This window comes from Nocardioides sp. NPDC006303, from assembly GCF_040613175.1.
GTDB lineage: Bacteria > Actinomycetota > Actinomycetes > Propionibacteriales > Nocardioidaceae > Nocardioides.
In genome coordinates this window covers 31,363-49,684 of sequence record NZ_JBEXRR010000002.1, presented here as the reverse complement: position 1 = coordinate 49,684, position 18,322 = coordinate 31,363, and the positions used below count along the sequence as shown (strand labels likewise).

At 69.7% G+C, this 18,322-nt stretch carries 14 protein-coding genes; 9 read left to right on the top strand and 5 right to left on the bottom strand.

Annotated features, from left to right (window positions below; translation table 11 throughout):
- Nucleotides 1–18 precede the first annotated feature (18 nt).
- From ABZY89_RS01735 to ABZY89_RS01720, 4 genes are all read left to right on the top strand, one after another.
- Nucleotides 19–618 carry a hypothetical protein gene (locus tag ABZY89_RS01735; protein WP_355224148.1) on the top strand — a complete coding sequence of 200 codons (600 nt, stop codon included), beginning with the start codon at nt 19–21 and terminating at the stop codon, nt 616–618.
- 199 nt (nt 619–817) lie between these two features.
- Complete coding sequence (locus ABZY89_RS01730) at nt 818–1,249, top strand: adenylyltransferase/cytidyltransferase family protein (RefSeq protein WP_141806140.1); 432 nt, start codon at nt 818–820, stop codon at nt 1,247–1,249.
- On the top strand, nt 1,246–2,859 hold the full coding sequence (locus ABZY89_RS01725) for a class I SAM-dependent methyltransferase (protein WP_355224146.1): 1,614 nt from the start codon (nt 1,246–1,248) through the stop codon (nt 2,857–2,859). Before ABZY89_RS01730 ends, ABZY89_RS01725 begins: the two co-directional genes overlap by 4 nt.
- Nucleotide 2,860: 1 nt before the next feature.
- On the top strand, nt 2,861–3,097 hold the full coding sequence (locus ABZY89_RS01720) for a DUF6752 domain-containing protein (protein WP_355224144.1): 237 nt from the start codon (nt 2,861–2,863) through the stop codon (nt 3,095–3,097).
- A gap of 12 nt (nt 3,098–3,109) precedes the next feature.
- On the opposite strand, the gene ABZY89_RS01715 is transcribed toward ABZY89_RS01720, so the two are convergent.
- Both ABZY89_RS01715 and ABZY89_RS01710 read right to left on the bottom strand, forming a co-directional pair.
- The gene (locus tag ABZY89_RS01715) at nt 3,110–3,742 is read right to left on the bottom strand and encodes a response regulator (RefSeq protein WP_355224142.1); all 633 of its coding nucleotides are present in this window, start codon (nt 3,740–3,742) and stop codon (nt 3,110–3,112) included.
- Complete coding sequence (locus ABZY89_RS01710; protein WP_355224141.1) at nt 3,739–9,057, bottom strand: HAMP domain-containing protein; 5,319 nt, start codon at nt 9,055–9,057, stop codon at nt 3,739–3,741. Before ABZY89_RS01710 ends, ABZY89_RS01715 begins: the two co-directional genes overlap by 4 nt.
- 179 nt (nt 9,058–9,236) lie before the next feature.
- Between ABZY89_RS01710 and ABZY89_RS01705 the strand changes: the two genes are divergently transcribed.
- The gene (locus ABZY89_RS01705; RefSeq protein WP_355224139.1) at nt 9,237–11,363 is read left to right on the top strand and encodes a SpoIIE family protein phosphatase; all 2,127 of its coding nucleotides are present in this window, start codon (nt 9,237–9,239) and stop codon (nt 11,361–11,363) included.
- Here ABZY89_RS01705 and ABZY89_RS01700 read toward each other — a convergent pair.
- Nucleotides 11,360–12,202 (bottom strand): helix-turn-helix transcriptional regulator, encoded by an 843-nt coding sequence (locus tag ABZY89_RS01700; RefSeq protein WP_355224137.1) that lies wholly within the window; start codon nt 12,200–12,202, stop codon nt 11,360–11,362. The genes ABZY89_RS01705 and ABZY89_RS01700 overlap by 4 nt on opposite strands.
- Before the next feature lie 102 nt (nt 12,203–12,304).
- On the opposite strand from ABZY89_RS01700, the gene ABZY89_RS01695 reads away from it, so the two are divergent.
- From ABZY89_RS01695 to ABZY89_RS01680, 4 genes are all read left to right on the top strand, one after another.
- Nucleotides 12,305–13,069: an SDR family NAD(P)-dependent oxidoreductase gene (locus ABZY89_RS01695; RefSeq protein WP_355224136.1), complete on the top strand. Its 765-nt coding sequence runs from the start codon at nt 12,305–12,307 to the stop codon at nt 13,067–13,069.
- A gap of 43 nt (nt 13,070–13,112) precedes the next feature.
- Nucleotides 13,113–14,567, top strand: a complete 1,455-nt coding sequence (gene glmU / locus ABZY89_RS01690; RefSeq protein WP_355224134.1) for a bifunctional UDP-N-acetylglucosamine diphosphorylase/glucosamine-1-phosphate N-acetyltransferase GlmU — start codon at nt 13,113–13,115, stop codon at nt 14,565–14,567.
- A gap of 74 nt (nt 14,568–14,641) precedes the next feature.
- Nucleotides 14,642–15,616, top strand: coding sequence for a ribose-phosphate diphosphokinase (locus ABZY89_RS01685; RefSeq protein WP_091052555.1), 975 nt, complete (start codon nt 14,642–14,644; stop codon nt 15,614–15,616).
- A gap of 12 nt (nt 15,617–15,628) precedes the next feature.
- Complete coding sequence (locus ABZY89_RS01680; RefSeq protein ID WP_355224133.1) at nt 15,629–16,150, top strand: putative immunity protein; 522 nt, start codon at nt 15,629–15,631, stop codon at nt 16,148–16,150.
- A 10-nt stretch (nt 16,151–16,160) separates the two neighbouring features.
- Here ABZY89_RS01680 and ABZY89_RS01675 read toward each other — a convergent pair whose 3' ends face one another.
- Both ABZY89_RS01675 and ABZY89_RS01670 read right to left on the bottom strand, forming a co-directional pair.
- Nucleotides 16,161–16,631: an NUDIX domain-containing protein gene (locus ABZY89_RS01675; protein ID WP_355224131.1), complete on the bottom strand. Its 471-nt coding sequence runs from the start codon at nt 16,629–16,631 to the stop codon at nt 16,161–16,163.
- 638 nt (nt 16,632–17,269) lie between these two features.
- On the bottom strand, nt 17,270–18,283 hold the full coding sequence (locus ABZY89_RS01670; RefSeq protein WP_355224129.1) for an LCP family protein: 1,014 nt from the start codon (nt 18,281–18,283) through the stop codon (nt 17,270–17,272).
- Nucleotides 18,284–18,322: the final 39 nt, after the last annotated feature.

Sequence of the window (18,322 nt, the reverse complement as noted above, 5' to 3'; positions counted from 1 at the left end):
GTCAATAGCGTCGAGAGCATGACGACTCTCGCTAGCAGGAAGGGACCGGTGGCGCCCGCGGCGCGGGCCGCGAGCCCTGCCGTCATTGCCGTCGCGGTGCTGATGGCGTTGGGCTGTCTGGCGTTCGCCGGGGTCAACGTGGTCTTCGAGGCCACCGATCGTTTCGCCGAGGGCCGCTACGCCGAGTACGCCACCGGGCTCTCGGTCATGAACTGGACCGTCACGAGCCTGAAGGTCCTGGGGGCCGCGGTCGCCCTGCTGTCGGTGGCCGCACGCCCGGTCCGGTTCGTGACGCCATGGGCCATGTCGGTGCTTCTCTGGGGTGCCTTCGCGACGCTCGCGCTCGACGCGGTCGGCAGCACCGTGGAGGCCGGCGTGATCCTGCTGGGAGCGAGCGGCGACCCGGCTGACCTCGGCCTGCGCTCGGTGGCGTACCTCCTCGGATCGGTCGTCTCGGCCGCGGGATTCGGGGTGCTCGCCGTGTCCTACCTGCGGCGGTACGCCGTCTCGAAGGTCACCGTCATCCTGGGCGTGCTCGGTGGCCCGATCCTGCTCGGTCTGCTGTTCCTCGGCCTTCCCGGACTGCTCGTCGTCCTCGGGGTCATGCCGCCCGGCTGACCCTGGCTGTCGTCATTGATGGCCACGCGCAGTTCATCTTCGTGTAAGGTCGCCGGGCTTCCTGTGGACGTCCGCGTGTCGCGCTGGTGATTCCGGAGATGCACAGGGAGACATGGATACTGGCCTGTATCAAGGTCGTGGGGGAGCAGGGTGTAAAGTCGCCCAAACTAATCGACAAACACTTGGAGGAAGCGTGGGCATGGGACCGGTCATCGGTTACGTACCTGGCGTGTTCGATCTCTTCCACATCGGTCACCTCAACATGCTGCGCCAGGCGCGAGAGCGCTGCGACACGTTGATCGCGGGTGTGGTCTCCGACGAGGTCTGCGAGACGACCAAGGGGATCATCCCGACCGTCCCGCTCGTCGAGAGGCTCGAGATCGTCGAGGCGATCGGGATCGTGGACGCGGTCTACGCCGAGCGCACCACCGACAAGGTCGACTCCTGGCGCGAGGTCGGGTTCACCCACCTCTTCAAGGGCGATGACTGGAAGGGCACCGAGAAGGGCGACGCGCTCGAGAAGAAGATGGCGTCGGTCGGTGTCGAGGTCGTCTACTTCCCCTACACGCTCCAGACCAGCAGCACCGCTCTGCGGAAGGCCATCGCGCGAGAGGATGCCCAGGTCTCGTGACCGGCAGTGCCCCCACTCCTGGCGGACAGTTCGAGATCTCCGACGAAGGGGTCCTTGTCCGGGACTCCTCGACGCCGGTCCTGATTCTCTCCGTCGACGGCCAGTACGTCTGGTCCCTCACGCCCGAGCGCGACGGCCACCCGGTCGACGGGGGCACCATGGTGCCGTGGCCGACCGTGCTCACCCGGTTCCTGGACGGCACCGCGACGATCACCATCGCCGACTACGAGGGCGAGGTGCTCTTCGAGGACAAGGTCGTCCTCGGCTCCGGTGAGGGCAACATCTCGATCGTCGACGGCAGCGGCAACCCGCTCAGCGTCGACAAGGTCGGCCACCTGACCCGCTCGTTCGAGGCCACCGACGAAAGCATCCGCGAAGAGATCCTCGACGGCACCCAGCGTGTCCTCGCCGACCTCCGCGACGTGGTCGGCGTCGAGGCCTACCTCAACTACGGCGCGCTTCTCGGCGCGATCCGCGAAGGCCGGATGCTCGGCCACGACTCCGACACCGACGTCTGCTACCTCTCCAAGCACACCGTCCCCGCCGAGATCATCTCCGAGTCGTACGCCATCGAGCGCACCATGCGCGAGCGCGGCTGGAGCGTCCTGCGGATGTCGGGCGGAGACATCAAGGTGCTGCACCAGGTCTCGGACGGCCGCAAGGTGCACATCGACATCTTCGTGGCGTTCTACGTGCCCGACAAGGACGGCGAGCCGGTCTTCTACCAGCTCGGCAACCGCTCCGGACGGCTGCGCCGCGAGGCGATCGTGCCGGTCTCGACGATCAACCTGCACGGCTACGACTTCCCGGCTCCCGCCGAGCCCGAGGAGATGCTGGCCTTCATCTACGGCCCGAAGTGGCGCACCCCGGACCCGTCGTTCAAGTACGCCGACCCGCCGGCCGGCGTACGTCGCCTGGACGGCTGGCTGCGCGGATTCCGCACCGACATGGGGTTCTGGACCGAGTTCCACAACACCCACGGAAAAGAGCTCGAGAGCAAGCAGTCGGCCTTCGGCGCGTGGGTCCAGCGGCAGCTGCCCGAGGACGCGAAGGTGGTCGACATCGGCTCAGGCGCGATCGGGCGTGACGGTCGCTTCTTCGCCCGCAAGGGACACCAGGTGCACTCGGTGGACTTCTCCCGTGCCGCGGTGGCCGCCGTACGCCGCAGAGCCGAGCGCCACAAGCTCCCGCTGGTCTCCGAGCAGCTCATCCTCGGCGAGCTGCGTTCAACGCTGGCGCTGGGTGCGCGGCTTGCCCGCGACCCCCACCATCTCTACGCTCGGGACCTGATCGGCTGCCTCGACGGCGCGGCCCGGAGCCAGCTCTGGACCCTGGCGAAGATGGCGCTGCGTCCCAGTGGCGGCAAGCTCTACCTCGAGTTCGCGGTCACCGGTGAGAACCTTCCCGAGCCGCAGCCCGAAGGCCTCGTACGCCGCGTCGACCCCGCCCTCGTCCAGGCCGAGATCGAGGCGGCCGGCGGTGTGGTCGAGCACCTCGGGATCAACGAAGGCCAGGACATGCTCGGCAACCCGTTGCCCGGCGTCGCGCGGCTACGCGCCTCCTGGCCCTCCCCCAAAAAACTGACGCAGCACGCTGCAGAAGGAAACTGACATGTCCGACGATTCCGGCATCAAGAACATCGCTCGCGGCGCCCGCGACGCGGCCCGTACGCGTGCCTCGCTGGTGCGCCGTATCGAGGCGCTCGAGGCCGAGGTGCAGGAGCAGCGTCAGCTCAACCGGCGCGTCGCCGAGCTGACCGACGTGGTCGCCGAGCTGCTCATCCCGCTGCAGGACGCCGACAAGGAGAAGGCGGAGCAGGTCCTCGCGGCCTACCGGGCGAAGATCTGACACCGTTCGGCCTCAGCCCAGCGCGTCGAGCGCCTGCCTGAGATCCTCGAGCCGCGTCCCGAGGCGGCGGCGGGCATCGCCGCCGGGGCCGATGTCACCGCCGGTGTCGAGCTCGGCCACGGCCTCCTCGACTCCCGCGAGCCGGGAGCGGAGATCGGTGACGACGTCGACGTCGACCCGGCCGGGCTGGGCGGCCCGCTCGTCCAGGGACCGACGCAGCAGGTCGGCCTGGGCACTGAGCTTCCGGCTGGCGTGCCAGAGGTCGACGAAGACCTGCACCTTCGCCCTCAGCAGCCACGGGTCGAACGGCTTGGCGAGGAAGTCGGCGGCGCCGGTCGCGTAGCCGCGATAGGCGAGGTGGGTGTCGAAGTCGTTGGCGGTCAGGAAGATGATCGGGACGTCCTTGGTGCGTTCGCGTGCCTTGATGCGGGTGGCCGTCTCGAAGCCGTCCATCCCCGGCATCTGCGCGTCGAGCAGGATCAGCGCGAAGTCGTCGTGGAGCAGGGCGCGTAGGGCGTCCTCGCCGGATCCCGCGCGGACGAGGCTCTGGTTGAGCGAGCCGAGGATCGCCTCGAGCGCGACCAGGTTGGCGGCACGGTCGTCGACGAGCAGGATCTTCGCCGTCCCCTGATGGCGATCACTCATGAGAGCCACAACCGGAACAGCGAGAGCAGGTCGGCGACGTCGACCGGTTTGGTGATGTACTCCGAGGCGCCGGCGGCGAGGCTGTCCTCGCGATCACCGGTCATCGCCTTCGCGGTCAGCGCGATCATCGGGAGGCTCTTGAACTGCGGGATGTCGCGGATCAGGCGCATCGCGGTCAGCCCGTCCATGCCCGGCATCATGATGTCCATCAGCACCAGGTCGACGCCCGGTTCCCGCTGGAGTGCCTCGATCCCGGCCTCGCCGGACTCCGCGTAGATGACGTCGATGCCGTGCTGCTCGAGCGCGCTGGTGAGCGCGAAGACGTTGCGTACGTCGTCGTCGACGATCAGGATCCTCCGACCGACGAACTGGCCGTTCGGACCGGCCGGCTCGGGGACGTACGTCCCAGGGGGCTGCACTCCGGGGCGGCCCAGCAGCACGCTCACGTCGTCGATCGTCTCCTCGGTGGTTGCCGGCGTCTTGAGGGTCATCGCCTGGGCGTACCTGTCCAGCCGGCTCTGCTGGGCCTTGGTCACCTCGCCGACCCTACTCAGCACGACGGGGATGTTCTTGGTGCGCTTGTGGGTGCGCATCCAGCGGAGTACGTCGAAGCCGCCGTCCGCCAGCGGAAGGTCCAGGACGACACAGTCGACGTCGCGGTCGGTCAGGACCGTCTGAGCCTCCTCGGGCGAGGTGCCGAAGACAGTCTCGACCTCGTCGACCGAGCCGAACAGGGCCTCCACGACGGCGCTGGTGCCGGGGCCGGACTCGTCGCTGTCGCTGCTGAGGACCAGCAGGAGCTGGTCCGCTCTGGTGGCGGTCGCATCCTCGTACGCGGCGGGCGTCGGAGGCTGGGCGTCGATCGTCCCGGAGCTGATTCTGGGGACGTACAGGGTGAAGGAGCTGCCGTGTCCGGGGTCGCTCTTCACCTGGATCTCGCCGCCGATGAGGTGGGCGACCTCGCGGCTGATCGACAGGCCGAGGCCGGTGCCGCCGAACTTGCGGCTGATCGTGCCGTCGGCCTGCTGGAACGCCTCGAAGATGACCTTCAGCTTCTCCGGCGGGATGCCGATGCCGGTGTCGACCACCGAGAACGCCAGCACCGCGTCGGCCTGCTGCAGGCTGGGTGTCGAGAAGCGCTCGCCGGAGGCGTTGCGGATCAGCAGCCGGACGCCGCCGCCGTCGGTGAACTTCACTGCGTTGGAGAGCAGGTTGCGCAGCACCTGCTGCAGCCGGTGCTGGTCCGAGCGCAGCACCCGGGGTACGTCGGGGTCGACGCTGACGATGAAGTCGAGGTCCTTCTCGGCGGTCAGCGGCCGGAAGGTCGCCTCGACGTACTCGACGACCGAGGTGACCGCGACGTCGGTGACGTGGACGTCCATCTTCCCCGCCTCGACCTTGGACAGGTCGAGGATGTCGTTGATCAGCTGGAGGAGATCGGTGCCGGCACCGTGGATGGTGCGGGAGTACTCCACCTGGCGGGAGTTGAGGTTGCCGTCGACGTTGTCGGAGAGCAGCCGGGCCAGGATGAGCAGCGAGTTGAGCGGCGTACGCAGCTCGTGCGACATGTTGGCCAGGAACTCGGACTTGTAGCGGGACGAGAGGGCGAGCTGCTCGGCGCGCTCCTCCAGGCCACGCCGGGCGTCCTCGATCTCGAGGTTCTTGATCTCGATCGCCTGGTTCTGGTCGGCGAGCTGACGCGCCTTCTCCTCGAGAGCGGCGTTGGTCTGCTGCAGCTCCACCTGCTGGCGCTCGCCCTCGTCCTGCTTGTCCTGCAGCTCGGCCGCGAGGCGCTGCGACTCGACCAGCAGCTCCTCGGTGCGCGAGCTGGCCATGATCGCGTTGAGCGAGACCCCGATCGACTCCGCGAGCTGCTCGAGGAACTGCATGTGGACGGCGCTGAACGGCCGGAACGAGGCGAGCTCGACGACACCGATCACCTTCTCCTCGAACGCCACCGGGAGCACCACGATCGAGGTCGGTGCCGCCGACCCGTGGCCCGAAGAGATCCGCAGGAAGTCGGCCGGCACGTCGCGCACGATGATCGGCTGACGGTCGTACGCCGCCTGCCCGACCAGTCCCTCGCCGAGTGCGAAGACATCGGGGACGTCGGGGCCGGGCTGGTAGCCGTAGGAGGCGATCCTGCGCAGGACCTTGGGGCCGCCGTGCTCGGAGGTCTGGTCGGTGAGGAAGATCGAGCCCTGCTGGGCACCGACCAGCGGGGTGAGCTCGGAGACGATCAGCCGGGCGACCTCGAGCAGGTCCCGACCGCCCTGCATGTGGCCGGTGAACCGGGCCAGGTTGGTCTTGAGCCAGTCCTGGTCCTCGTTGGCCCTGGTGGTCTCCCGCAGCGAGTCGATCATCTCGTTGAGGTTGTCCTTCAGGTCGGCGACCTCGCCGGCGGCCCCGACGGTGATCTGCCGGCTCAGGTCGCCCTGGGTCACCGCGGCGGAGACCTCGGCGATGGCGCGGAGCTGTGTGGTCAGCGTCGACGCGAGCTGGTTGACGTTCTCCGTCAGTCCGCGCCAGGTGCCGGAGACGTCGGCGACCTCGGCCTGGCCGCCGAGCTTGCCCTCGGTGCCGACCTCGCGGGCGACGCGGGTGACCTCGTCGGCGAAGGAGGAGAGCTGGTCGACCATGGTGTTGACCGTGGACTTGAGCTCGAGGATCTCGCCTCGGGCGTCGACGGTGATCTTCTGGGTCAGGTCGCCACGGGCCACCGCGGTGGTGACCTGGGCGATGTTGCGGACCTGGGAGGTCAGGTTGGAGGCCATCGAGTTGACCGAGTCGGTGAGGTCCTTCCAGGTGCCGGCCACGCCGCGTACGTGGGCCTGACCGCCCAGCGATCCCTCGGTGCCGACCTCGCGGGCGACACGGGTGACCTCGTCGGCGAAGGTACGCAGCGTGTCGACCATCGCGTTGAGGGTGCCGGCCAGGGCGGCGACCTCGCCGCGGGCCTCGATGGAGATCTTCTGCGACAGGTCGCCCTGCGAGACCGCCTTGGAGACCTGGGCGATGCTGCGGACCTGGTTGGTCAGGTTGGAGGCCATCGAGTTCACCGAGACGGTCAGGTCGCGCCAGGTGCCGGCGACACCGGGCACCTGGGCCTGGCCGCCGAGCGCGCCCTCGGTGCCGACCTCGCGGGCGACACGGGTGACCTCGTCGGCGAACGAGCCGAGCTGGTCGACCATGGTGTTGATGGTGGACTTGAGCTCGAGGATCTCGCCGCGGGCGTCGACGGTGATCTTCTGGGTCAGGTCGCCGCGGGCGACGGCGGTGGTGACCTGGGCGATGTTGCGGACCTGGGAGGTCAGGTTGGACGCCATCGAGTTCACCGAGTCGGTGAGGTCCTTCCAGGTGCCCGAGACGTCGTGCACGTCGGCCTGGCCGCCGAGCTTGCCCTCGGTGCCGACCTCGCGGGCGACGCGGGTGACCTCGGCGGCGAAGGAGGAGAGCTGGTCGACCATGGTGTTGATGGTCGACTTGAGCTCGAGGATCTCGCCTCGGGCATCGACGGTGATCTGCCGGCTCAGGTCGCCGCGGGCCACCGCTGTCGTCACCTGGGCGATGTTTCGCACCTGGGCGGTCAGCGTGCCGGCCATGAAGTTCACCGAGTCGGTCAGGTCGCGCCAGGTGCCGGAGACGCCGGGCACCGCTGCCTGGCCGCCGAGCTGACCCTCGCCACCGACTTCGCGGGCGACGCGGGTGACCTCGTCGGCGAAGGCGGAGAGCTGGTCGACCATGGTGTTGACGGTGGTCTTGAGCTCAGCGAGCTCGCCGCGTACGTCGACGGTGATCTTCTGGGACAGGTCGCCGCCGGCCACCGCGGTGGTGACCTGCGCGATGTTGCGGACCTGGTTGGTCAGGTTGGTCGCCATCGAGTTGACGGAGTCGGTGAGGTCCTTCCAGCGGCCGCCGACGCCAGGCACCTCGGCCTGGCCGCCCAGCATGCCCTCGGTGCCGACCTCGCGGGCGACACGCGTCACCTCGTCGGCGAAGGCGGAGAGCTGGTCGACCATGGTGTTGACGGTGGTCTTGAGCTCGGCGAGCTCGCCGCGTACGTCGACGGTGATCTTCTGGGACAGGTCGCCGCCGGCCACCGCGGTGGTGACCTGGGCGATGTCACGGACCTGGTTGGTCAGGTTGCTCGCCATCGAGTTCACCGAGTCGGTGAGGTCCTTCCACCGGCCGGCGACGCCCGGCACCTCGGCCTGGCCCCCGAGGATGCCCTCGGTGCCGACCTCGCGGGCGACGCGGGTGACCTCGTCGGCGAAGGTCTGCAGGGTGGCGGTCATCGAGTTGAGCGTCTCGGCGAGCTCGGCGACCTCACCGCGTGCGGTGACCGTGATCTGCTGCGACAGGTCGCCGCGGGCGACGGCCTTGGCGACCGAGGAGATCCCACGCACCTGGGAGGTCAGGTTGGAGGCCATCGTGTTGACCGAGTCGGTCAGGTCGCGCCAGGTGCCGGAGACGCCGCGCACGTCGGCCTGGCCGCCGAGGCGGCCCTCGGTGCCGACCTCGCGGGCGACACGGGTGACCTCGGCGGCGAACGAGGACAGCTGGCCGACCATCCGGTCGACGGTGTCCTTGAGCTGCGCCATCTCGCCGGAGACCTCGATGGTGACCGTGCGGGACAGGTCGCCGTTGGCGACGGCGGTGGTGACCTCGGCGATGTCGCGGACCTGGGCGGTCAGCCGCGAGGACATCGTGTTGACCGCGTCGACGAGATCGCGCCAGGTGCCGGAGGCGTTGCGCACCCGGGCGCGACCACCGAGCTTGCCCTCGGTGCCGACCTCGCGGGTGACGCGGGCGATCTCCTCGGTGATCGTGGCGAGCTGGGCGACCAGGCCGTTCACGCTCTTGGCGACCAGCAGCGGGTCGCCCTTGAGGGCGCGGCTGCCGTGGCGTACGTCCATCGTCTGGGTGAGGTCGCCCGCGGAGACGGCGGCGACGACCCGGGCGACGTCGGCGGTCGGGCGTGCCAGGTCGGCGACCAGCTTGTTGGCGTCCTCGACGGCACCGGCCCAGGCACCGCCGCCGATGCTCGGCCGGAGCCGTTCGTCGTGGTGGCCGTCGCGGCCCGCCTCACGACGCACGCGCGCGATCTCGTCGGTCAGGTGGTTCAGCCGCTCGGCGATCTCGTTGTGGATGGAGGCGACGTCACCGAGCGGCCCGTCGACAGGCTCCAGCCGGCCGGTGAAGATGCCGTCGCGCATCGCGGTCATCGCGTCCTTGAGCTGGCGCAGCGCGGCCTGGTCGACCGTCACCTGCTCGGGTAGCGTGGTCGACCTGGATGTGTCCGCCGATGAGGGCATCCCCGCCGCCTCCTCTCGCGCTGATACACGCGTCTGCTGAAGTGTCGCACTCCTCGGCTGGCCATGGCTCACAAATGATCGTTCACCACCGATTCTGGTAATTCCTTGACCTACCTGCCGGTACCTTGCCGCGATCGGTGTCATACCGGCGCCAAAGGGGTGCACAATCGGCGGTGGTCATGAGCAACGGAGCCAAGACACTCTCGCGCACGTTCGAGCCGGCGCCGACGTCGGTATCCGAAGCGCGCCGTTTCGCGCGCGAGGTGCTTGCCGACTGGGGCCTCCACGACATCCTCGACGACGTCGTCCTGCTGACCAGCGAGCTGGTGACGAACGCCGTGACCCACGCCGGGACGCCCATGACGGTTGCGGTTGTACGCGAGGAGGACCGGCTCCGCATCGACGTCTTCGACCAGCACCCCACCCGGGTTCTCCCGGTCGGCGCGAACGCCCGGCCGGGGGCCGGCGAGCACGGCCGCGGGCTGCTCATCACCTCTGCGCTGGCGACGGCCTGGGGGGTGGAGTACCGCCGGGACCACAAGCGGGTGTGGGCCGCGTTCGCGCTCGTCGAGACGACCCTCGACGTGGAGGCGCCCAACGGGGGAGTCCCGGAAGGCCAGGACGTACGCCGCCGGGAGAGCGTGGCCACGACCGGGCAGGATCCACTGGGGCTGAGTGGGGTCGCCCTCAACCAGCTCGCGCTCGGGGACATCCTCGACCTCGTCGTGGATCAGACCCGGGAGCGATTCGATGCTGACGCTGCGTACCTCCTGCTCGAGGACGAGATGGAGGACCGGTTCGTGGTGGCCGCGACCAGCGGGGCGGCGACGTCGATCAAGGGACGCAGCGTGCGCCGTGGTCAGGCCGGTGCGCCGAGCCTCAAGGCGTCGTTCCGGCCGCTGGCCATCAGCGACCTGCGGGCGACGCCCGTCGAGCTGCTCAGTGGGCTGGAGCTGCGCTCGCTGACGACGGCGCCGGTGGCCTTCGAGGGCCGGGTGATCGGCACCTTGGCGGTCGCGAAACACGAGCCGGGCAGCTTCGCCACCGAGGACGGCGCCGAGCTGCAGCGGGTCGCGGACTGGGCCGCGCCCAGCGTCGACCGGGCGTCCACGCGGGCTGCCGACAGCGAGCGTCGCGCCTGGCTGACGTTCCAGAGCGAGGCCAGCGTGATGCTGGCCGCGTCGCTGGACCTGGAGACGACGACCGCGATGACCGGGCAGATCGTGGTGCCGCGGCTGGCGACGTGGTGCGGCATCTACCTCAACGACGCCCGCGAGCATCCGCAGCTCCAGTTCGCGTGGCATGCCGACGAGCACCAGCTCGACGCGGTGCAGGACGCGTTGGAGGAGGCGGAGCCGGACGGCCCCGAGGCTCCGGCCAAGCCCGACGTCGATGGTGAGGTCGCGATCCTTCCGCTGGAGGCACGCAACCGGGTCATCGGCTGGCTCACCCTCGGGCGGCCGGCCGGCGAGCCGCTGCGTCGCGAGCGCCTGATGGTCGCGGAGGCGGTGTCCCGCCGGGCTGCCCTGGCCATCGACAACGCCCGCGCCCACACCGAGCTCCAGGAGATCGGCCGGTCCCTGCAGCGCAGCCTGCTGCCGGCGGTGCTGCCGGACATCCCGGGCGTCGACATCGGGGTGGGCTACGAGCCGACGGGGGAGTTCAACGACGCCGGCGGCGACTTCTACGACATCTTCGCGCTCGGCGCCGGGCGCTGGGGCTTCATGGTGGGCGACGTGTGCGGTGTCGGGCCGGAAGCGGCCGCGGTCGCCGGGATGTCGCGGCACACCGTGCGGGCGCTGATGCGGGCCGGCATCCCGATCGCGCCGACCCTGGAGCGGCTCAACGCCGCGATCAGCGACGAGGGCCTGCGGGGCCGGTTCATCACGCTCGTGTGCGGCACGCTCGAGGTCACCGCCGCCTCCCGCTTCCAGGTGCGGCTCGTCTGTGCGGGCCACCCGCCGCCGTTCCTGGTCACCCGATCCCGGCCTGGCGTCGTCGCTCGGCGGGTCGGCCGGCCGCAGGCGCTCCTCGGGGTGCTCGACGCGGTCGACTACATCGAGGAGGAGGTGACGGTGGAGCGGGGCGACCGGCTCGTCGTCGTCACCGACGGTGTCCTCGAGCGGCGTTCCGGGGACACGATGTTCGAGGAGGCGGGGGTCGAGGCCGTCCTCGCCAGGGGCATCGACGTGGGAGCGCAGGTCGTCGCCGACCGGCTGTTGCGGGCGGTCACCGACTTCTCCCCAGCGCCGCCCTCCGACGACATGGCCGTCCTCGTCCTCGACTTGGGCCGGGGCGACTCCTAGGGAGCGCTGAACTCCTCGTGGCCGAGCACCGCGAGCAGCCGGATCTTCTCCTCGGCCTCGCTGCCGGGCACCGGCGTCAGCACCAGCAGGGCCTGGCCCTGGTCCTGAGCCGACAGCACCTGGCAGTCGACGTCGATGCGGCCGACCTGCGGATGCAGCAGCGTCTTGTGGTCCTCGTACCGATGTGTCACCTCGTGCCGCTCCCACAGCTCGCGGAACTCCTCGGACCTGGCGAGCAGGAGGCGTACGAGCTCGCCGGCGCGCCCGCGCTCGCCGAGTGCTCCGTAGGCCATCCGCAGGCTCGCCACCAGGCCACGGCCGTGCGTGAGGTGGTAGTCCGGCGGGTAGACGCTCCGCGTCGAGGGATCGGTGAACCAGCGGTAGGCCTCGAAGCGGTCCCAGCCGGTCAGCGCCGGCCGGTCCCCGAAGATCGTGGTCGCCAGCCGGTTGGCGACCAGTGTCTCGCCGAGCGCGGACATGATCATCGCCGGCGTGTCCTCGAGCCGGTCCAGCACGCGCAGCAGCGCCGGAGCGACGTGGCCGTCCTCGAACGTACGCCGCGGGGCGTTGTGTCCGGCCAGCCGGTAGAGGTGGTCACGCTCGTCGACGGTCAGGCGCAGCGCCCGGGCGAGCGCGGAGAGCATCTGCTCGGAGGGCTGCGGGCCGCGCTGTTGCTCGAGGCGTACGTAGTAGTCGGTCGACATCCCGGTCAGCGCAGCGACCTCCTCGCGGCGCAGGCCGGGCGTACGCCGGCGCGGTCCGGTGACCAGGCCGACGTCCTGCGGGCGGAGCGCCTCACGGCGGCGTCGGAGGAAGTCGGCGAGGGAGGCGCGGTCCATGGCATCCATGATGCGGCTTGGGATCGTACGCAGCCAGGGACTGCCGATCCCACGATCGCCAGGTCTCTCCCGCGGACGGCGTGGCCGCCGCAAGGTGGAGGCATGAACATCACCGGAAACACCATCTTCATCCCCGGAGCGACCTCCGGGATCGGCCTCGCTCTCGCCCTGCGCCTCAAGGAGCGCGGCAACACCGTGATCATCGGCGGCCGGCGTACGTCGCTGCTCTCCGAGCTGGCCCAGGTGCACGGCTTCGAGACCGTCCGCATCGACACCGCCGACGCCGCCTCGATCGCGGAGGCGACCGCCGACGTGGTCAGCCGCTTCCCGGACCTGAACGTGCTCGTCGCGATGGCCGGGATCATGCGGCCCGAGGACTGGACCACGCGGGGCTTCCTCGCCGATGCCGAGGAGACCGTGGTGACCAACCTGCTCGGTCCGATCCGGCTCATCGACGCGCTGGTGCCGCAGCTGCGCGAGCGTCCCGGCGCCACGATCCTCACCGTCTCCTCGGGGCTGGCCCACACGCCGCTGCGGTTCACGCCCACCTACAACGCCACCGCCACCAAGGCGGCGATCCACATGCTCTCCGAGTCGATCCGGATGCAGCTGGAGCCGATCGGGATCCAGGTCACCGAGCTCGTCCCGCCGGCGGTCCGGACGGCCCTGATGCCGGGCCACGAGAGCTCCGAGCACGCGATGCCGCTCGAGGCGTACGTCGACGAGGTGATGGCGCTGCTCGAGGCCGATCCCGAGGCCCACGAGGTGCTCGTGGAGCAGGTCAAGCTGCTGCGCTATGCCGAGGTCCGCGGTGACTACGACCAGATCATCGGGGTCCTCAACGCGGCCGAGGAACGGGTCCGCTGACCCCGGATCGGCGCGCCGGCGCAGCGGCCTAGACTGAGCCAACATGAGCGAGCTCACCGTGATCGTGCTGGCCGCCGGTGGCGGCACCCGGATGAAGTCCAAGACTCCCAAGATGCTCCACCAGATCGCGGGCCGGAGTCTCGTGGGCCATGTCCTGGCCGCGGTCTCGGAGGCCGGGGCGTCCCGTGTCGTCGCGGTCGTGGGACACCAGCGCGAGCTGGTCGAGCCCCACATCGCCGAGATCCTGCCCGAGGCCGTGATCGCGGTCCAGACCGAGCAGCTCGGCACGGCGCACGCCGTGCGGGTGGCGGTCGAGGCCGGCGCGGTCTCCGGCGGGACGGTCCTCGTCACGTACGGCGACACGCCCCTGCTGCGCGGGGAGTCGCTGCGCGCGCTGGTGGCCGACCACGAGGCCGCCGGCCGGGCCGCGACGATCCTGAGCGGGATCGTCCCGGAGCCCTTCGGCTACGGCCGGATCCTGCGTGGAGACGCCGGGGTTGCCGGGATCGTCGAGGAGAAGGACGCGACCGACGAGGAGCGGGCGATCACCGAGATCAACTCGGGGATCATCGCCTTCGACGGCGGCTTCCTGGCCGAGGTGCTGCCTCGGATCGGCAACGACAACGCGAAGAAGGAGTTCTACCTCACCGACGCGATCGCGCTGGCGGTCTCGGACGGGCTGGGGGTGGACGCGTTCGTCCTCGACGACGTGAGCGAGGCCGAGGGCGCCAACGACCGGGCGCAGCTCGCCGCGCTCGGAAAGATCCTCAACGATCGGATCGTGACCCGGTGGATGAAGGACGGGGTCACCGTGATGGACCCGGCCACGACCTGGATCGACGCCGACGTCGAGCTCGCGCCCGACGTCACCATCCTGCCGGGCACCCAGCTCATCGGAGCCACCCGGATCGACGAGGACGCGGTGGTCGGTCCCGACTGCACGCTGAAGGACACCGAGGTCGGCCACGGCGCCCGGGTGGTGCGTACGCAGGCAGAGCTCGCCGTCGTCGGACCCGGTGCCAACGTCGGGCCGTTCGCCTACCTGCGCCCGGGCACGGTGCTCGGCGAGGAGGGCAAGATCGGCGGCTTCGTCGAGGTCAAGAACTCGACCATCGGGCCCGGCGCCAAGGTGCCGCACCTGTCCTACGTCGGCGACGCGACGATCGGCGAGGGCACCAACATCGGGGCCGGCACGATCTTCGCCAACTACGACGGCGTCAACAAGCACAAGACCCGGATCGGGCGCCACGTGAAGTCGGGCTCAGGTGTGACCTTTGTCGCCCCGGTGGTCGTCGGAGACGGCGCGACGACCGGTGGCGAGGCCCTCATCCGGGAGGACGTCCCGCCCGGTGCGCTGGCCGTCTCCGCAGGTCAGCAGCGGATCATCGAGGGGTGGGCGCTGGCGAAGAGGGCAGGCACGGCGCAGGCGGCCGCGGCCGAGGAGGCGCTCGAGTCTGGCGTACCCATCGTCGGTGAACCCTCGGCGACAGGCGAGTGACCCCCGGGGTTGGGTCCGGCAGCGAAGTTGATGGAGAATCCAAGTGCAGTGACCCCGGGGGTAGGAGCCAGCAGATGACCAAGCGCACCACCGAGAAGCAGATGATGCTCTTCAGCGGCCGGGCTCACCCGGTCCTCGCCGAGGAGGTCGCCGACCTTCTGGGAACGAAGCTGACGCCCACCTCGGCCTACGACTTCGCCAACTCGGAGATCTACGTACGCTACGAGGAGTCGGTGCGCGGTTCGGACGCGTTCGTCATCCAGTCGCACACGGCGCCGATCAACCAGTGGCTCATGGAGCACCTGATCATGGTCGATGCGCTGAAGCGCGCCTCGGCCAAGCGGATCACCGTCGTGATGCCGTTCTGGGGCTACTCCCGCCAGGACAAGAAGCACCGCGGTCGTGAGCCCATCTCGGCTCGTCTGGTCGCCGACATGTTCAAGACCGCGGGTGCCGACCGGATCATCTCCGTCGACCTCCACGCCGACCAGCTCCAGGGCTACTTCGACGGTCCCGTCGACCACCTGATGGCGCTGCCGCTGCTGACCGACTACATCAAGGACAAGTACGGCAACCAGCCGCTCGCCGTCGTCTCTCCCGACGCCGGCCGGATCAAGGTCGCCGAGCGCTGGGCGGCCCGTCTCGGTGGGGCGCCGCTGGCGTTCATCCACAAGACCCGCGACATCAACCGGCCCAACGAGACCGTCGCCAACCGGGTCGTGGGTGAGGTCAAGGACCGCATCTGCATCCTCACCGACGACATGATCGACACCGGTGGCACGATCGTGAAGGCCGCCGACGCGCTCATGGCCGACGGTGCCGCCGGCGTGATCATCTGCGCCACCCACGCGATCCTCTCCGACCCCGCCGTCGACCGGCTGAAGAACTCCACCGCCACCGAGGTCGTCATCACCAACACCCTCCCGGTGCCGGAGGAGAAGCAGTTCGACAAGCTCACCACGCTCTCCATCGCCCCCATGCTCGCCCGCGCGATCCGCGAGGTGTTCGAGGACGGCTCGGTGACCTCGATGTTCGACGGCCACGCCTGAGCCTGCTCCGTCGTGGCGGGCGACTTCGAGCTGACGACCGACGAGCTCCGGGTCGTCGCCCGTTACGTCACGGAGAGCGCCGCTGAGGTGCTGCCTCTGTTCGAGGCGGCCTGCCCCGACGACCCTCGACCGAGGCTGGCGCTGGATGCGGCCTGGGAGTTCGTCGGTGGTGCGAGACGTACGAAGGTGCAGCGGGTCACCTCCTTGGACGCCCATCGTGCGGCCAAGGAGGCCCCTTCCGAGGCGGCTCGGCTGGCCGCCCGAAGCGCCGGTGACGCCGCCTCTGCCGCCTACCTCCATCCGCTCGCCGACGCCGCCCAGGTCGGGCACATCCTGCGCGCGGCAGCCAGCGTCGCCCGGATCGCGGAGATCTCCGAGCCCGGGGCTGCCGTGGCATCCGTGGACCGTGCCGTCGAGCGTGCGAGCCCGGTGCTGCTCGACGTACTCGCGCGCTATCCGGTCGTACCGGCCGGCAAGAACCGTGTCGCAGAGCTCATGAGTGTCCTCGACAGTCGATTGCGAGCGTCTGGCTGACGGCCGGTTGTCAGGGCCCTATGAACCGGGCCGCGACCTCGTCGGAGAGCGCGGCCTCGATCCGCGCCCGGAGCTCGGGCGGCATCTCCGGGAGCTCGTCCACGCGGAACCAGCCGACATCCGCGGACTCGTCGTCAGCGACGTACGCCTCGCCCGAGCGCCACGTGCAGCTGAACGTGAGGTCCATGTAGACCGCACGATCCCCGTTGGGATAGACCATCGGACTCGTCGCGCCCGCCGACGCCAGCCGGTCGACCACGATGTCCACCCCGGTCTCCTCCTTCGCCTCGCGCACTGCTGCCGTCGCCGGCTGCTCGCCTGGGTCGACGATCCCGGTGATCGGGGTCCATCGCAGGTTGTCTGCGCGCTGGACCAGGAGGATCTCGTCGTCTCTGCGTACTACCGCTGTTACGCCTGGGAGCCAGAGCAGCTCTGTTCCTATCCTGCGGCGGAGGTCGACGATGAAGTCTGGGATCGGCATGTTGTTCACGGTAGCTGGGTGTTCTTCGGGGCTGGGGTGGGCCGCCGACCCGTTTTGGGAGGGTCTTCTCGATCTGGTCCGGCGTCAAGGACGGGCCTTCGGCCCGCCGGCTTCGCCGGCCGCTTCGCGGTCCTGGACTCCGGACCAGATCGAGAAAAGACTTGGCTGGCTATCGGGGCGGCGGCCCGGGTGTGGCCACGGCACACTGCCCCACGGAAGGTGACCGCTCCACGCCTAGACCAGACATGGGGTCTTTGCGTGGAAGAAAAATTTCTTTCACGCGCCAAACCCGCCCCGGGCTGAGGCGGCCTCTGCGGCGAACGAAAATTCGTTCGCCTCCCTGATCCCGTCTGCCGAGCTGGTCCCGGGCGGAATGAAAATTCTTTCCACTGGTCGGCCCGAATGCCCGAGCTCCCAAGCCCCCGCCCAACCCAAACCGCTGCGCCAAACCCCTGCCGCCGACCCGGTATACAGCCGAAATTCTCGGCGGAGCCCGGTGTCAAGGCGATGTATCGAGCTTGTCGAGATGATCGCCGCAGGCGACCGGCGAAGCCGGCGGCCGAAGGCCGTCCTTTACTCCGGGGTCCGTTGAGAACACCCTCCCGTAACGGGTCGGCGGCCCCCAGCCCCGAAGGACCTCAGCTGACCGTCCCGCCAGTCACAACCTCGGGATTCTCAGCCAGCCACGCATCCATCTCGTCCTCACGCATAGCCGCCCACAGACGACGACCCTCGCGCTTGTCGAGACGGACAACGCTCTGCGCACCCTCCTTGCCCAACCCGGCCACAGGGGCAGTGAAGAACGTCAGGTCCGAAGAGGGCATCCGGGCAAGATCGAGGGCCAGGCCCCGAAGGTCACCCCCGGAGAAGCCGGAGTCGACGGTCAGGTGGCGGGTGATGATGTCGAGGAGGTCGTAGGCCTTCTTGGGGTTCTTCGGGTCGACGCTCTGCCTCAGGCCGCGGAGGATGGAGCGGAGCACGTACTGCTGGCGCTTCACGCGGTCCAGGTCGCCGCCGGGAAGGCCGTAGCGCTGGCGTACGTAGAGGAGGGCCTCTTCACCGCTGAGCAGGTGGGTGCCCTTGGTCCAGGTGCGGTGGCGGGCCGAGTCGTGGACGGTCTCGGGAATGTAGACCTCGACGCCGCCGAGGAGGTCGCCGATCTCCTCGAAGCCGGCCCAGTCGACCCAGGCGACATGGTCGATGCGTACGCCGGTGAGCTTCTCGACGGTCTGCACGCTGAGCTTCGGCCCGCCCTGGGAGAAGGCGGCGTTGACCTTGGCCTTGCCGTGGCCGGGGATCCGTACCCAGGAGTCTCGTGGGATGGAGACGACCGAGGCCGAGCGGCGGTCCGCGCTGAGGTGCAGCAGCATCATCGTGTCGGCCCGCTGCTCACCGGGCGTCCACGACGCGGTGGCCTCGCTGCCGGTGGTGGCCTTGCCGCCGGTGCGCCCGTCGGTGCCGAGGAGCAGGATGTTCAGGGCGCCCGCAGCGTCGCCGGCCGCCTCGGGACGCTCCTCGAGCCCGGAGAAGACATCGACGGTCGTGACCTGGCGATCGAGCCGGTGGGCGAGGTACCAGCCGGTGCCAGTCACGGCGCCGACGAGCACGACGAACGCGATCCCGACGCCGAGCCAGATGCGCGTCTTCTTCATGGCCGTCCTCATGGTGGGGGTCGAGGGCGGATAGAGGCT